Source organism: Allochromatium warmingii, assembly GCF_900107145.1.
Classification (GTDB): Bacteria; Pseudomonadota; Gammaproteobacteria; order Chromatiales; family Chromatiaceae; genus Thermochromatium; species Thermochromatium warmingii.
In genome coordinates this window covers 43418-57092 of sequence record NZ_FNOW01000005.1, presented here as the reverse complement: position 1 = coordinate 57092, position 13675 = coordinate 43418, and the positions used below count along the sequence as shown (strand labels likewise).

At 53.6% G+C, this 13675-nt stretch carries 15 protein-coding genes; 13 read left to right on the top strand and 2 right to left on the bottom strand.

Translation table 11 applies throughout. The annotated features are described in order from the left end of the window. Positions 1-60 precede the first annotated feature (60 nt). Positions 61-831 carry a fumarate/nitrate reduction transcriptional regulator Fnr gene (fnr, locus tag BLW10_RS02550; protein WP_091332137.1) on the bottom strand — a complete coding sequence of 257 codons (771 nt, stop codon included), beginning with the start codon at positions 829-831 and terminating at the stop codon, positions 61-63. A gap of 268 nt (positions 832-1099) precedes the next feature. Between fnr and BLW10_RS02545 the strand changes: the two genes are divergently transcribed. The 13 genes from BLW10_RS02545 (at position 1100) to BLW10_RS02485 (ending at position 12558) form a co-directional block, all read left to right on the top strand. Continuing rightward, positions 1100-2743, top strand: coding sequence for a CTP synthase (locus BLW10_RS02545; protein WP_177168966.1), 1644 nt, complete (start codon positions 1100-1102; stop codon positions 2741-2743). Then, the gene (kdsA, locus tag BLW10_RS02540) at positions 2740-3573 is read left to right on the top strand and encodes a 3-deoxy-8-phosphooctulonate synthase (protein WP_091332135.1); all 834 of its coding nucleotides are present in this window, start codon (positions 2740-2742) and stop codon (positions 3571-3573) included. Before BLW10_RS02545 ends, kdsA begins: the two co-directional genes overlap by 4 nt. Before the next feature lie 64 nt (positions 3574-3637). Then, positions 3638-3835: a type II toxin-antitoxin system HicA family toxin gene (locus BLW10_RS02535; protein ID WP_091332134.1), complete on the top strand. Its 198-nt coding sequence runs from the start codon at positions 3638-3640 to the stop codon at positions 3833-3835. After that, positions 3832-4071, top strand: a complete 240-nt coding sequence (locus BLW10_RS02530; protein WP_091332132.1) for a hypothetical protein — start codon at positions 3832-3834, stop codon at positions 4069-4071. The genes BLW10_RS02535 and BLW10_RS02530 overlap by 4 nt, the downstream gene beginning before the upstream one ends. 52 nt (positions 4072-4123) lie before the next feature. Continuing rightward, the gene (locus BLW10_RS02525; RefSeq protein ID WP_091332130.1) at positions 4124-4474 is read left to right on the top strand and encodes a DMT family protein; all 351 of its coding nucleotides are present in this window, start codon (positions 4124-4126) and stop codon (positions 4472-4474) included. A gap of 95 nt (positions 4475-4569) precedes the next feature. Then, positions 4570-5847: a phosphopyruvate hydratase gene (gene eno, locus BLW10_RS02520; RefSeq protein WP_091332128.1), complete on the top strand. Its 1278-nt coding sequence runs from the start codon at positions 4570-4572 to the stop codon at positions 5845-5847. Positions 5848-5908: 61 nt separating this feature from the next. Beyond that, positions 5909-6211: a cell division protein FtsB gene (gene ftsB / locus BLW10_RS02515; RefSeq protein ID WP_091332126.1), complete on the top strand. Its 303-nt coding sequence runs from the start codon at positions 5909-5911 to the stop codon at positions 6209-6211. Further along, the gene (gene ispD / locus BLW10_RS02510) at positions 6212-6913 is read left to right on the top strand and encodes a 2-C-methyl-D-erythritol 4-phosphate cytidylyltransferase (RefSeq protein ID WP_091332125.1); all 702 of its coding nucleotides are present in this window, start codon (positions 6212-6214) and stop codon (positions 6911-6913) included. Positions 6914-6924: 11 nt separating this feature from the next. After that, the gene (gene ispF, locus BLW10_RS02505; protein ID WP_091332123.1) at positions 6925-7434 is read left to right on the top strand and encodes a 2-C-methyl-D-erythritol 2,4-cyclodiphosphate synthase; all 510 of its coding nucleotides are present in this window, start codon (positions 6925-6927) and stop codon (positions 7432-7434) included. Between the two features lie 7 nt (positions 7435-7441). Then, positions 7442-8497, top strand: a complete 1056-nt coding sequence (truD, locus tag BLW10_RS02500) for a tRNA pseudouridine(13) synthase TruD (protein ID WP_091332121.1) — start codon at positions 7442-7444, stop codon at positions 8495-8497. A 32-nt stretch (positions 8498-8529) separates the two neighbouring features. Beyond that, the gene (locus BLW10_RS02495) at positions 8530-9432 is read left to right on the top strand and encodes an ATP-binding response regulator (protein ID WP_091332119.1); all 903 of its coding nucleotides are present in this window, start codon (positions 8530-8532) and stop codon (positions 9430-9432) included. Between the two features lie 111 nt (positions 9433-9543). After that, positions 9544-11154 carry an NAD+ synthase gene (locus tag BLW10_RS02490; RefSeq protein ID WP_091332226.1) on the top strand — a complete coding sequence of 537 codons (1611 nt, stop codon included), beginning with the start codon at positions 9544-9546 and terminating at the stop codon, positions 11152-11154. A 96-nt stretch (positions 11155-11250) separates the two neighbouring features. Next, the gene (locus BLW10_RS02485; RefSeq protein ID WP_091332118.1) at positions 11251-12558 is read left to right on the top strand and encodes a dicarboxylate/amino acid:cation symporter; all 1308 of its coding nucleotides are present in this window, start codon (positions 11251-11253) and stop codon (positions 12556-12558) included. On the opposite strand, the gene lpxC is transcribed toward BLW10_RS02485, so the two are convergent. After that, positions 12555-13466 carry a UDP-3-O-acyl-N-acetylglucosamine deacetylase gene (gene lpxC / locus BLW10_RS02480; protein WP_091332224.1) on the bottom strand — a complete coding sequence of 304 codons (912 nt, stop codon included), beginning with the start codon at positions 13464-13466 and terminating at the stop codon, positions 12555-12557. The two genes, BLW10_RS02485 and lpxC, sit on opposite strands and share 4 nt — an antisense overlap. Positions 13467-13675: the final 209 nt, after the last annotated feature.

Genomic DNA, 13675 nt, shown 5'->3' with positions numbered 1-13675 from the left:
ACACGATGCTGATTGTACCAGCATTGATAATATTTATCCTGTCGTTATTGAGTCGAGGCTTTAGGTTTGTTGTTGACGCTGCGGCGGCTGGCGGCGTCCGAGATGAGAACTGGCAATCAGGTTTTCTAATCCTTGAAGATTCAGTAATTCAATGTGTTTGCGTTCGACCCGCACCAGCCCGTCTTCCTGAAAGCGCGTAAATAAACGGCTAATGGTTTCCACAGCCAGTCCGAGATAATTACCGATTTCGTGCCGTGACATGCTGAGATGAAAATCTGTCGCTGAGAGTCCGCGTTTATGCAGTCGTTTTGAAAAATCCAGCAAAAACGCTGCAAGCCGTTCTTCTGCATTCTTTTTGCCAAGCAAGACCAATAAATCAGTATCGTGGCCGATTTCTTTACTCAATAGCCGATACATATGATGTTGCAGACTTGGAATTAACGCGGTCAGCTCTTCTAACCGTGCAAAGGGAATTTCACACACGGCTGAGGTTTCTAGCGCACTGGCGGAACAGGCATGTTCGCCCTGATCGATGGCATCTAGCCCGAGCAATTCGCCGGGCAAATGGAAACTCAGCACCTGTTCGCCGCCCTCGCCGCTGGGCGCAAAGGTCTTAAACGAGCCGGTTTTGACCACATAAAGAGAACGAAAATGATCGCCGTCGCGGAACAACATATCGCCGCGATGCAGCGGGCGAGTGCGCTTGACGATCTCATCAAGGCGCTCGACATCCTCCGCTGCCAACCCCATCGGCAGGCACAGCGCCGATAGCGTACAGTGGCGACAGGCCACGCGGATAGATTCGAACGAAATCACCGTGCTCTGCTTCAAGACTTCGCCCTCGCTCCTTTAGTGGTCGCCCGCTGTTATATAGGCTAACCGTTGTTGTTTTTGATCTAGGTCAACTATTGGCGTTTTTAACCCGATCCCCTCGGAAACTCAAGCGTGGAAGCAGCCGCCAGCTTCCAGCGTCCAGCCGTGAATCGCTGGACGCTGAAACTCAGATTGAGACCCCGCGACGATTTTGGTAGTTTGTCGGGTTATTCGCGTCGCCCTGCGCGGTGCGCTCGACCCTCCTTCGGCCCCCACTCATTTTTTTATGACACAGTTCATCTTTATCACCGGCGGTGTGGTTTCATCGCTGGGCAAGGGCATTGCATCGGCATCGCTGGCGGCGTTGCTGGAGGCGCGTGGTTTGCGCGTCACCATGATTAAGCTCGATCCTTATATCAATGTCGATCCGGGCACAATGAGTCCGTTTCAACACGGCGAGGTTTATGTTACCGATGATGGCGCAGAAACCGATTTAGATCTCGGTCATTACGAGCGGTTTTTACGCACCCGCATGGGGCGTAATAATAATTTCACCACGGGCCAGATTTATGAAAGCGTGATTCGTAAAGAGCGACGCGGTGATTATTTAGGGCGCACGGTGCAGGTTATTCCGCATATAACCGATGAAATCAAGGCCAGTATTCGCCTCGGCGCTGAAGGCTGTGATATTGCGATGGTCGAAATCGGCGGCACTGTGGGCGATATTGAATCGTTGCCGTTTTTGGAAGCGATTCGCCAGATGCGCGTTGAAGAAGGGCCAGACAATTCGCTGTTTATGCACCTGACACTGGTGCCGCATATTCGCACCGCCGGTGAAATTAAAACTAAACCGACCCAGCATTCGGTCAAAGAATTGCGCTCAATTGGCATTCAGCCGGATATTTTATTGTGTCGCTCTGAAAAAATCTTACCGGATGAAGAGCGGCGCAAAATTGCGCTCTTTACCAATGTCTCGGAAAAAGCGGTTATTTCCGCGATTGATGCTGATAATATTTATCGCATTCCGCGCTTGCTTCATGCCCAGCAGCTTGATGATTTAGTGGTGCGGCAATTTCATCTGGATGTCCCCGAAGCCGATCTTGCGGAATGGGATCGCGTGATGGATGGTTTTGACCATCCTGAACAGCGCGTGCGCATTGGCATGGTCGGCAAATATATGAATTTGACCGAAGCCTATAAATCGCTCTCTGAAGCACTGGCTCATGCTGGTGTGCATACCAGCACCAAAGTTGAAATCGTCTATGTTGATTCCGAAGTTATTGAGCGCGAGGGCACTGCCTGTCTTAATGGATTGGATGCGATTTTAGTGCCGGGCGGTTTTGGTGAGCGTGGCGTTGAGGGCAAAATTCAAGCTGTGCGATATGCGCGTGAGCAGCGCGTGCCTTATCTTGGCATTTGTCTGGGAATGCAAGTCGCCGTGATTGAATATGCGCGTCACATGGCCGATTTAGCGGGCGCACATAGTACCGAATTTGATTGCCAAACACCGCATCCAGTGATTGCGCTGATTACAGAATGGCGTGATGAACAGGGACGGATTGAAACGCGCTCGGAAAGCGATGATCTTGGCGGTACGATGCGCCTCGGCGGGCAGAATTGTCGTTTAGAGCCGGGGAGTTTAGCGCGTTCGGTTTATGGTCAGCCACAGGTACGCGAGCGACATCGGCATCGTTATGAATTTAATAATGCGTATCTCGACACCCTGAAAGATGCCGGATTACGGTTTTCGGGCTGGTCATTAGATAATCGACTGGTTGAGATTATCGAAATACCCGATCATCCGTGGTTTATCGCCTGTCAGTTCCATCCAGAATTTACTTCAACCCCCCGCGACGGACATCCGCTTTTTGAGGGATTTGTGCGGGCGGCGTTAGTGCAACGGCAATTCAACGGAGAGCAAAGCGCATGATTGAAGTGGCCGGTTTTGAGGTCGGTCTCGACCGGCCATTGTTTTTAATCGCTGGCCCCTGTGTTATTGAAAGCGAGACATTGGCACAGGAGACAGCGGGCGCACTGAAAGAATTAACCGAGGCGCTTGGAATTCAGTTTATTTACAAATCGTCATTTGACAAAGCGAATCGCTCATCTGGCAGTAGTTTTCGCGGGCCTGGCTTAGAAGAAGGCTTACGTATTCTGGAAGCGGTGCGCACCCGTATTGGCGTGCCGGTATTAACCGATGTGCATGAAGATACGCCGCTGAATGAAGTTGCGGATGTAGTCGATGTATTACAAACGCCGGCATTTCTTTGCCGTCAGACCAATTTTATTGATGCAGTGGCGAGTCTAGGATTACCGGTTAATATTAAAAAAGGGCAATTTCTTGCGCCCTGGGATATGAAACAGGTGGTTGCTAAAGCACGCGCAACCGGTAATGAACAGATTATGGTGTGCGAGCGCGGCGTATCATTCGGCTATAACAATTTAGTGTCGGATATGCGCTCGCTGGCAGTGATGCGCGAGACGGGTTGCCCAGTGGTTTTTGATGCTACGCATTCGGTACAGTTGCCCGGCGGTCAAGGTACCTGTTCGGGAGGGCAGCGTGAATTTGTGCCAGTGTTGGCGCGGGCTGCTGTTGCAGTTGGAATTGCGGGTGTATTTATGGAAACCCATCCCGATCCAGATCGCGCATTGAGTGATGGCCCGAATGCGTGGCCATTAAATCGAATGCGTGAATTACTGACGACATTGATTGAGCTTGATCGGTTAGTTAAATCGGCTGGATTGATTGAGCAGGGATAAGATTGTTACCTGTATAGCAATTTTGATTGAGTTTAATGCTGAAAAATAGCTAGAGTGACTGTAAGTGCCTCCTAAGATTCGTGAAATGATAGCCATGCTAGAACAGGCCGGTTTTGTAGATCGCGGTGGAAAAGGAAGTCACCGTAACTATGTACACCCAAAAGTGATTAAACCCATCACAGTTTCTGGAAATCCTGGAGATGATGCGCGACTTTATATCGTTAAAGCCGTACAAAAAGCTATTGAGGAATCACAGCAATGAAAGAGAGCGCACGCTATGTAAAAATTGTTGAATGGTCTGAAGAAGATCAGTGTTATATCGGAAGTTGTCCTGGTTTGATGTTTGGCGGCTGTCATGGTGATGATGAGAAAGTGGTTTTTGATGAGTTGTGTCAAATTGTAGAAGAAATGATTGAATTGTATCACTGTGATAACAAACCCCTTCCTAAAGCAACATCCGGGAAAGATTGCGTGAATCTGCTACAGAATGTTGCCTGAAAGCAATTAAATTTTCTGAATAGTATCTTGATTTTGCGCTAGGGATTTCCAATTGAACCCCGTCCTGATTGCAATTCTGCTTTTGTTGTGCAGCAATGTTTTTATGACATTTGCGTGGTATGCGCATCTGAAAGAACTCAATAGCCAACCCTGGTTTGTCGCGGCATTGGTCAGTTGGGGGATTGCGCTGTTGGAATATTTGTTTCAGGTGCCAGCAAATCGGATCGGCTATACTGTGCTGTCAGTTGGCGAACTGAAAATTATTCAAGAAGTCATTACGCTGGGCGTGTTTGTGCCGTTTTCGTTGTTTTATTTGCGCGAGCCGTTAAAGCTCGATTATCTTTGGGCGGGATTGTGTTTAGTTGGCGCGGTTTATTTTATGTTTCGCGGCAAGTTTGCATAATTCTTAGATCACAGCATTTAGATTAAATATAATGATGCCATTGATTTTTAACATTCACATTCACATTCACTCACCTGCTTTAGGAGCTATTCGGTATGTCTGAAATTGTTGATGTTCGCGCCCGTGAGGTGCTGGATTCGCGTGGTAATCCGACCGTTGAGGCCGATGTGATTACCGCTGATGGTGCGATTGGTCGGGCGATTGTGCCGTCGGGTGCTTCGACTGGTTCACGCGAGGCGCTGGAATTGCGCGACGGCGATACATTACGTTACAAGGGCAAAGGCGTATTGACCGCTGTGGCGAATATTCGCAGTGAATTACGTGACGCAGTGATCGGACTGGATGTAGCCGATCAAACTGCCATTGATCGCTGCATGATTGAACTCGATGGCACGGAGAATAAAACCCGTCTCGGTGCAAATGCGCTGCTCGGCGTGTCATTAGCTGTAGCCCATGCAGCAGCGCAGGAAAAGGCGCTGCCGCTGTATCAATCGCTGGCCAGTGGCCCGTATCGGCTGCCGGTGCCAATGATGAATATTATCAATGGCGGCGAACATGCGGATAATAGCGTCGATTTTCAGGAATTTATGATTCTGCCGGTTGGCGCGGGCAGTATTCGAGAAGCAGTGCGTTATGGGGCGGAGGTGTTCCATGCGCTGAAATCGGTGCTGCATGGTCGTGGATTGGCGACAGCCGTTGGTGATGAAGGTGGTTTTGCGCCGGATTTAGCGTCAAATGAAGCGGCAATTGAAGCTATTCTCGAAGCGATTCATCAAACCGGCTTTAAGATTGGCGCAGATATTTATCTTGGATTAGATGTTGCGGCGTCGGAATTTTATCAGGATGGTCAATATGTGCTGAAAGGCGAGGGGCGCACATTGAGTTCTGATGGCCTGATTGATTTGCTGGATCAGTGGGTGACGCGCTATCCGATTTTGTCAATTGAGGATGGTTTAGCCGAGGGCGATTGGGATGGCTGGAAGCGTCTCACGGAGCGGCTCGGTGATAAGGTGCAAATTGTTGGTGATGATTTATTTGTCACGAACACGCGCATTTTGCAAGAAGGTATTGATAAGGGCATTGCTAATTCGATTTTGATTAAGGTCAATCAGATTGGCACGCTGACTGAGACGCTAGAAGCGATTGCGATGGCGCACAAGGCTGGTTACACGGCGGTGGTGTCGCATCGTTCGGGCGAGACTGAGGACACGACGATTGCGGATCTGGTGGTGGCGACCAGCGCCGGACAGATCAAAACCGGCTCGCTGTCGCGCTCCGACCGGGTGGCCAAGTACAATCAATTGATGCGCATCGAAGACCAGTTGGGCGATGAGGCCGTGTATGCTGGCCGCGCTGCGTTCAAGTGGCTTTGAGGTTATCCGCCTGGGGCGCGAGCTTGGGAGCTTTGCGCCACCGACTCGGCTAAGGTTATCCATGCACTGGCTGATTCTGGTGTTAGTTCTGCTGTTGGGCACGCTCCAGTATCGTCTGTGGATGGGCGAGGGGAGCTTGGCCGAGTTGTATAGCCTGAAGCGTGAAATTGCGCTGGAAGAATCTGAGCTAGAGCGACTGCGAGCGCGTAACCGCGAACTGCAAGCGGAAGTAGACGATCTGCGGCAAGGTTCGGAAGCCATCGAGGAACGCGCCCGCAGTGAGCTGGGCATGATTAAACCGGGCGAGATTTTTATTCAGGTCATCGAACGTCCCACGTCTGAGAACGCCGAGGAGACTCCATAAATGGCACGACTCTGGGCCATTATCCCTGCTGCTGGTGTGGGGCGACGCATGGGCGGCACGCTGCCGAAGCAATATCTTGATTTAGCTGGACGCACGGTCATCGACCAGACTTTGCACGGTTTTATCGAACATCCGCGCATCGTCGGCATTGTGGTGGCGCTGGGTGCAGAAGATGGCTATTGGGAGACAACGGCTTATGCCGCACATCCGAAGGTGCAACGCGCTCCGGGCGGCGCGGAACGCTGTCATTCTGTGCTCAATGCACTGACCGTGCTGACCGCGCAGGCCGATGCAGAAGATTGGGTGCTGGTGCATGATGCGGCGCGACCCTGCTTGCGACGCAGTGATCTCGACCAGTTAATCAACAGTCTGCTTGATGATCCGGTCGGCGGGCTGCTGGGCATTCCGGTGCGCGACACGATGAAACGCGCCGGAGCTGATGAACGAATCGACGCGACGGTTGAGCGGGCGCACCTCTGGCATGCTTACACACCACAGATGTTTCGGCTGGGTTTGCTGCAACGGGCGCTGGATTCGGCACTGACGGCGGGCGATCTGGTCACAGATGATGCTTCAGCGATTGAACGACTTGGACTGGCACCGCGCCTGATCGAAGGTCATGCCGATAACATCAAAATCACGCGAGCCGAAGACTTACCGCTCGCGCAGTTTTATTTACAGCAACAAGGACGCTGCGTGTGAGGCTCGCAACCATGCTCATTGGACAAGGCTTTGACGCCCATCGCTTCGCAGCGGAGCGGCGGTTAATACTCGGCGGGGTCGAAATTCCGCACGATCAAGGGATGCTCGCGCATTCAGACGGCGATGTCTTGATCCACGCACTCTGCGACGCACTACTTGGCGCAGCGGGACTGGGAGACATCGGACGGCATTTCCCCGATACCGATGCAGCGTATGCCGGAATCGACAGTCGCATCTTACTGCGGCGCGTCTGTGAGAGCCTGCACAGTCGCGGCTTGCGTGTACATAATGCCGACATGACCCTAATCGCCCAACGCCCCAAACTCGCCCCCCACATTCCGGCGATGCGCGAGACATTAGCGGCGGATTTAGCCTGTCCGGTCGAGCGCGTCAACGTCAAAGCGACGACGATGGAACACATGGGATTTACGGGACGCGGCGAAGGAATTGCCGCTTCAGCGGTGGTGCTCCTAATCGAAGCGCCAGACACTTCCGCGCTTTCCGCGTTTTCAGCGGCTTAAATCACGCATGTCACCCGCTGCGCTCCCAACCTGGACGACTGTTACCGACCTACCGCGTGCGCACGGCGCACCGCTCGGCAGCGGACGACTCCGTGTTACCCCCGAAGATTTCCACGTCACCGAACAACTCGGCTTTACCCCAGACGGTACCGGCGATCATCGCCTACTCTGGGTACGCAAAACAGGTGCAAACACCGAATGGGTTGCGCGACGCCTCGCCGCAACTGCGGGCGTACCGGTCTCAACGGTTGGCTATGCGGGACTCAAAGACCGCTGGGCCGTAACCGAGCAATGGTTTTCGCTCCCCGCCCCACAACGCGAGGCAGCGGAACCGGATTGGAGCACGCTCACTGACGCAGGCATCGAGGTCTTAGCCGTCCACGCCCATCGGCGCAAACTCAAGCGCGGCACACTCACTGGCAATCACTTTCACATCACCATCCGCGACTGGCACGGCGATCCTGCCGCCCTGACAGCGCGACTCGACGCCATCCGCGCTCATGGTGTCCCGAATTATTTTGGTGAGCAACGATTTGGTCACGCCGACAGCAACCTCCATCACGCACACGCTTTTTTAACCGGAGCGATCAAACGGCCACCGCCGCACCAGCGCGGCCTCTGGATCTCCGCAGCACGCTCGCAACTCTTCAACGAACTCCTAGCCGAGCGCGTGCGGCGCGGTGACTGGAAGCACCTTCAGCCAGGCGACTGCGCCCAACTTGCTGGGCGACAGTCATTTTTTTGTACTGAAGACATCGACGCGACCCTAAACGAGCGGGTTGCACACTGGGATCTACACCCGACTGGGCCGCTCTGGGGACGCGGGACACTACCGACGCGCCAAGCGATCCAAACACTCGAACAGCAGACAGCCGCACATTTTGCCCCGTGGCCGGAACGATTAGCCGAATTCGGTTTAGAACACGAACGCCGCGCCCTACGCCTGCGAGTTGAGCAGCTTGAAGCCGAGTGTTCTGAGGAAAGACTGACGCTACACTTTGCGCTCACGGCTGGATCATACGCAACCAGCGTACTGCGCGAACTTCTGACGGCTCACGAATAATTCAATAACAGGACAAACAGAGGACGAGTTCGATGGCTAAGTTACTGGTGGTGGACGATGAGCCGATCAATCTGGAGATCATCGGCCACTGTCTGGAGGACGAACATCAGTTGGACTTTGCAGAGGATGGCCTAGAAGCCTGGAGCAAACTGGAAGCGGCACCGCATGCCTATGATGGCGTGATTCTCGACCGCATGATGCCGCGCATGGACGGCATGGAAGTCCTGCGACGACTCAAAGCGGATCGGCGATTTCGCGACGTACCGGTCATCATGCAGAGCGCGGCGGATAGCTCAGAACAAGTTGCCGAAGGACTAGCCGCTGGCGCTTGGTATTATCTAGCCAAACCCTACGCGCCCAAAGCCCTGCGGAGCATTGTCATCGCTGCGCTCGATGATCGGCGCACACGCAAAGATTTAGCGCGGATCGGCGACCGCCTACAAACCGTGCTACAGCTAACCAATCAAGCACAGTTCCGCTTTCGCACGCTCGACGATGTTGCGATTCTCTCTGCGACCCTCGCACAGATGTGCCCCAATCCCGAAACTGTCGCAATGGGTTTATCTGAACTGATGCTCAACGCTGTCGAGCATGGCAATCTGGGCATCAACTACGCGGAAAAAGGGCGACTGATTGAGGACGGATTGTGGCAAGACGAAGTCGAACGTCGCCTCGCGGACGCCACCATCGGCGCACGCTATGCCAGCCTCGAATTGCGGCGCGATCCAGACGCCCATCTGTGTTTTGTGATCCGCGATCAGGGGCCGGGCTTTGATTGGCAACGCTATCTCGATCTTGACCCAGCGCGTGCATTCGACAGCCACGGACGCGGCATTGCCATGGCGCGACATCTCGCCTTTGCGAGTCTTGACTATCAAGGTAGCGGGAATACCGTTCGGGTGCGGGTGGCGCTGATGCAGTGCGGAGAAGAATAGGGCGGCGGTGAGTAGAAACGCTGTGTGTTGAACCCCAGCGTCTAGCGCCTCACCAGACGCGCTACAATCGCGTGCTTTAATCCCCGCACCCGTATCGCTGGAGTGTCGCTCGTGTCCTGTCACATTCAAATCCTGCAACTCAATCCCGTCGTTGGCGATGTGGTCGGCAACACAGAACGTCTGCTCGCCGCGCTAGAGCACGCCCGCGATCACAGCATTGATTTGCTTGTTTGCCCGGAATTAGTGCTCACTGGCTACCCACCCGAAGATCTGTTGCTCCGCGCCGAATTTATCACCCGCGTCGAAACCGCCCTCACCCGTCTCTGCGAAGCAACAGCAGGTTTGACGTTGGTGCTGGGCTATCCACGCGCCTCGGTCGGCGGCCTGTTCAACGTCGCTGGCGTTATCCGCGATGGCGTCCTGATCGCCGAATATGCCAAGCAATATTTGCCAAATTACAGCGTATTCGACGAAAAACGCTATTTTCAGCCCGGCAGCGGCGCGACCGTATTCGAGCACTGCGGACTGCGCTTCGGCCTGAGTGTCTGTGAAGACATTTGGTGGGATGATCCGACCCGCGAAGCCGCCGAAGCCGGTGCGCAGGTGCTGCTCAACCTCAATGCCTCGCCCTTTCATGTCGGTAAAACAACTGAACGTGAAATGCTAGTCTCGCGCCGCGCCCGTGCCCATGGTTTGACGATCCTATATGCCAATCTGGTCGGCGGTCAGGATGAATTGGTGTTCGATGGGGCCTCATTTGTCGCCGATCCTGATGGCCGGATCACGCATCGCGCCCCTTGTTTTAGCGAAACCACGCTGACCCTAAAGCTCAATGCCGATGGCCTGCCGCTCACTGTCCCCAATGAACCACTGATCCAATGGCCAAGCGAAGCGGCGATGATCTACGAAGCGTTGGTATTGGGTGTGCGCGATTATGTGCGAAAAAACGGGTTCGATGGGGCCATATTGGGCTTGTCTGGCGGCATTGATTCGGCGCTCACACTGGCAATTGCAGTCGATGCCCTCGGCGCAGATCGCGTCGAAGCGGTGCTAATGCCTTCGCGCTACACCGCCGACATGAGTAATGACGATGCGCTAGAGCAAGCGCGGCGGCTCGGAGTGAGCACGCAATGCGTACCGATTGAACCGGCATTTCGCGCCTTTCTTAGAATGTTAGAACCGGTTTTTGCTGGTCAAGCGGCGGATGTCACCGAGGAAAATATTCAGGCACGGTGTCGCGGCATTATTTTGATGGCAATGAGCAATAAATCTGGGCGAATTTTGCTAACAACTGGCAATAAAAGCGAAATGGCGGTCGGTTATGCGACCTTATACGGCGATATGGCGGGTGGTTTTGCGCCAATTAAAGATGTGCCAAAAATGCTGGTCTATCGACTCGCACACTATCGTAATAGTCGTGCTCCAGCAATTCCGCTGCGGGTGCTCGAACGTGCGCCGTCTGCTGAACTGCGACCGGATCAAACCGATCAGGACAGCCTGCCGCCCTATGAATTGCTCGATGCTATTCTCAAGTTATATATCGAAGCGGATGAAAGTGTCGCGACTATTGTTGCGCAGGGCTATCCAGCGGAAATCGTAGCGCGGGTGGCGCGGCTGGTGGATCGCAATGAATACAAGCGCCGTCAAGCACCGCCCGGCGTGCGAATTTCACAACGCGCTTTTGGTCGTGATCGGCGCTATCCGATTACCAGTGGGTTTTAGCATTGAGCATTGATAAGCGGCCAGCAATCGGCTTTCAGCGTGTGCCGTAATTGGCGGCAACCCATCTTGTAATGCGCTTATATTGGACTGTCTGCGATGCCATCACTGCAATTCAGCTCGCTTAAACTTCACTGGCAAATTCTCATTGCGCTGATCCTAGCCGTTGTTATTGGATTAAGCGTCGGGCGTGATGGCGGTATTTTTGGTCTGAGCTTTTATGCGATATTTAGCTTTATTGGGCAATTATTTCTCAATGCCCTAAAAATGCTCATCGTGCCGCTGATTGTGTCGTCGATTATCGTCGGCATGTCTGGTTTTGGGGGATCGGAACATCTCGGACGACTCGGCGCTAAAACCATTGGTTATTACGCGCTGACCAGTCTGTTAGCCATTCTAATTGGCTTGCTCTTTGCCAATCTGATTCAGCCCGGACAGGTTGACGGCCATCCAGCCGAGGTATTCGGTCTGAGTGCGGACACCGCAACTGTGCAAGCAACGCTTGGCGACCGCGATGCCAGCGATGTAGTCGAAGTCTTTTTACGCCTCATTCCAACCAATATCATTGCGGCGGCGGCTGAAGGGCAAATGCTGGGGCTGATTTTTTTCAGTCTGCTTTATGGCTTTTTTCTTGCCCGTTTGCATGAAGATCAGCGCCATGTGCAACGCCAGTTTTTTACTGGATTGTTCGCCATTATGCTACGCATGACCGATCTAATCATGCGGTTTGCGCCCATCGGGGTCTTTGCGCTAGTTGCTAAAACTGTTGCAGAAACCGGATTAGCTGCATTTGGCCCGCTGGCGTTGTTTTTCTTGACGGTGACCGTTGCATTAGCAACGCATATTTTATTGGTCTTGCCGCTGCTGCTTTATGTGATTGGCCGAGTCAATCCGCTCGCGCATTATATGGCGATGAGCGCAGCATTGCTCACAGCGTTTTCAACGGCTTCTTCTTCGGCGACACTGCCCATTACGCTTGATTGTGTTGAGCAAAACGCGGGGGTGTCTAATCGCACCAGCAGCTTTGTCTTACCACTCGGGGCAACGGTGAATATGGATGGCACGGCGCTCTATGAATGTGTTGCCGTGCTTTTTATCGCGCAAGCCTATGGATTAGAACTTGCGCTCGGCACCCAATTTATTATCGTGCTGCTGGCGCTGCTGACATCCATTGGCGTAGCCGGTATTCCAGCGGCGAGTTTGGTGGCAATCACCGTGATTCTGAGCGCCGTTGGATTACCGCTTGAAGGGGTTGGTTTGATTCTCGCCGTTGATCGACTGCTGGATATGCTGCGCACCGCCGTTAACGTATTCAGCGATTCTTGCGGTGCGGTGATTATTGCGCGGAGTGAAGGGGAAGCATTAGCAGCCAGCTATGCACTCAAAGCGCCAGCCATACAGAATTAAAGCGCCGGCAGCGGCTGGGCATAGCAAATCGGCGCAGCGGTCGCATCATCAAATACGACTTCTTCCCAAGCTGCTGGATCAGCAACCAATGCCCGCACCAGCAAATTATTCAGGGCATGGCCGGATTTATAGCCCTCAAATGCACCAATCAGGGTGTGACCGAGTAAATAGAGATCGCCAATTGCGTCGAGAATTTTATGGCGCACGAATTCATCTTCATAGCGCAAGCCTTCTTCATTCAGCACGCGGTATTCATCGATCACAACGGCATTATCCAGACTGCCACCGAGCGCGAGATTCTGCTGGCGCAGGGCTTCAATATCGCGCAAAAAGCCGAAGGTGCGGGCGCGGCTGAGTTCACGCACAAATGAGGTCGTCGAAAAATCAATTTCGGCGCAATTTGAGCGCGATTGAAAAGCCGGATGATCGAAGTCAATCGCAAAGCGCACCTTAAATCCTTCATAGGGCGTAAAACGGGCGAATTTGTCGCCGTCGCGCACTTCCACTGGACGCTTGATGCGGATAAAGCGCTTGGCTTTTGGTTGCTCTTCGATGCCGGCCGATTGCAGCAAAAACACGAAGGGTGCGGCGCTGCCGTCCATGATCGGCACTTCCGCTGCGCCGAGATCGACATACGCATTATCAATCCCCAGACCGGCGAAGGCCGAGAGCAGGTGCTCGATAGTCGAGACCCGCACTTCGCCCTGTACGAGGGTGGTAGACAGCCGCGTGTCGCCGACCTGAAAGGGTGTCGCTGCAAGGGTGACTGGGTGTTCGAGGTCGAGGCGACGGAACACGATGCCGGTATCGGGAGCGGCCGGACGCAAAGTCAGCTCGACTTTTTCGCCGCTGTGCAAGCCGACGCCTGTTGCCCGGATGACAGTTTTGAGGGTGCGTTGCTTGACCATTGGTTCGGAATCTCCCATCACCATCTGCGACGAGCGGTTGGCGCTCAATCGACTATTCGACCGGAAGACCGCAGGCATTGCCTCAGTTCCCGCCCCATGCCGCGCACCTGCGGTAGCAGGTAGACGCGGCGAGATGGATATTAGGGTTTTCCCGAAATATTTTCAAGCACAATAACGGAAGAAAGCCGAAAGCATTGTTTTTACATGCT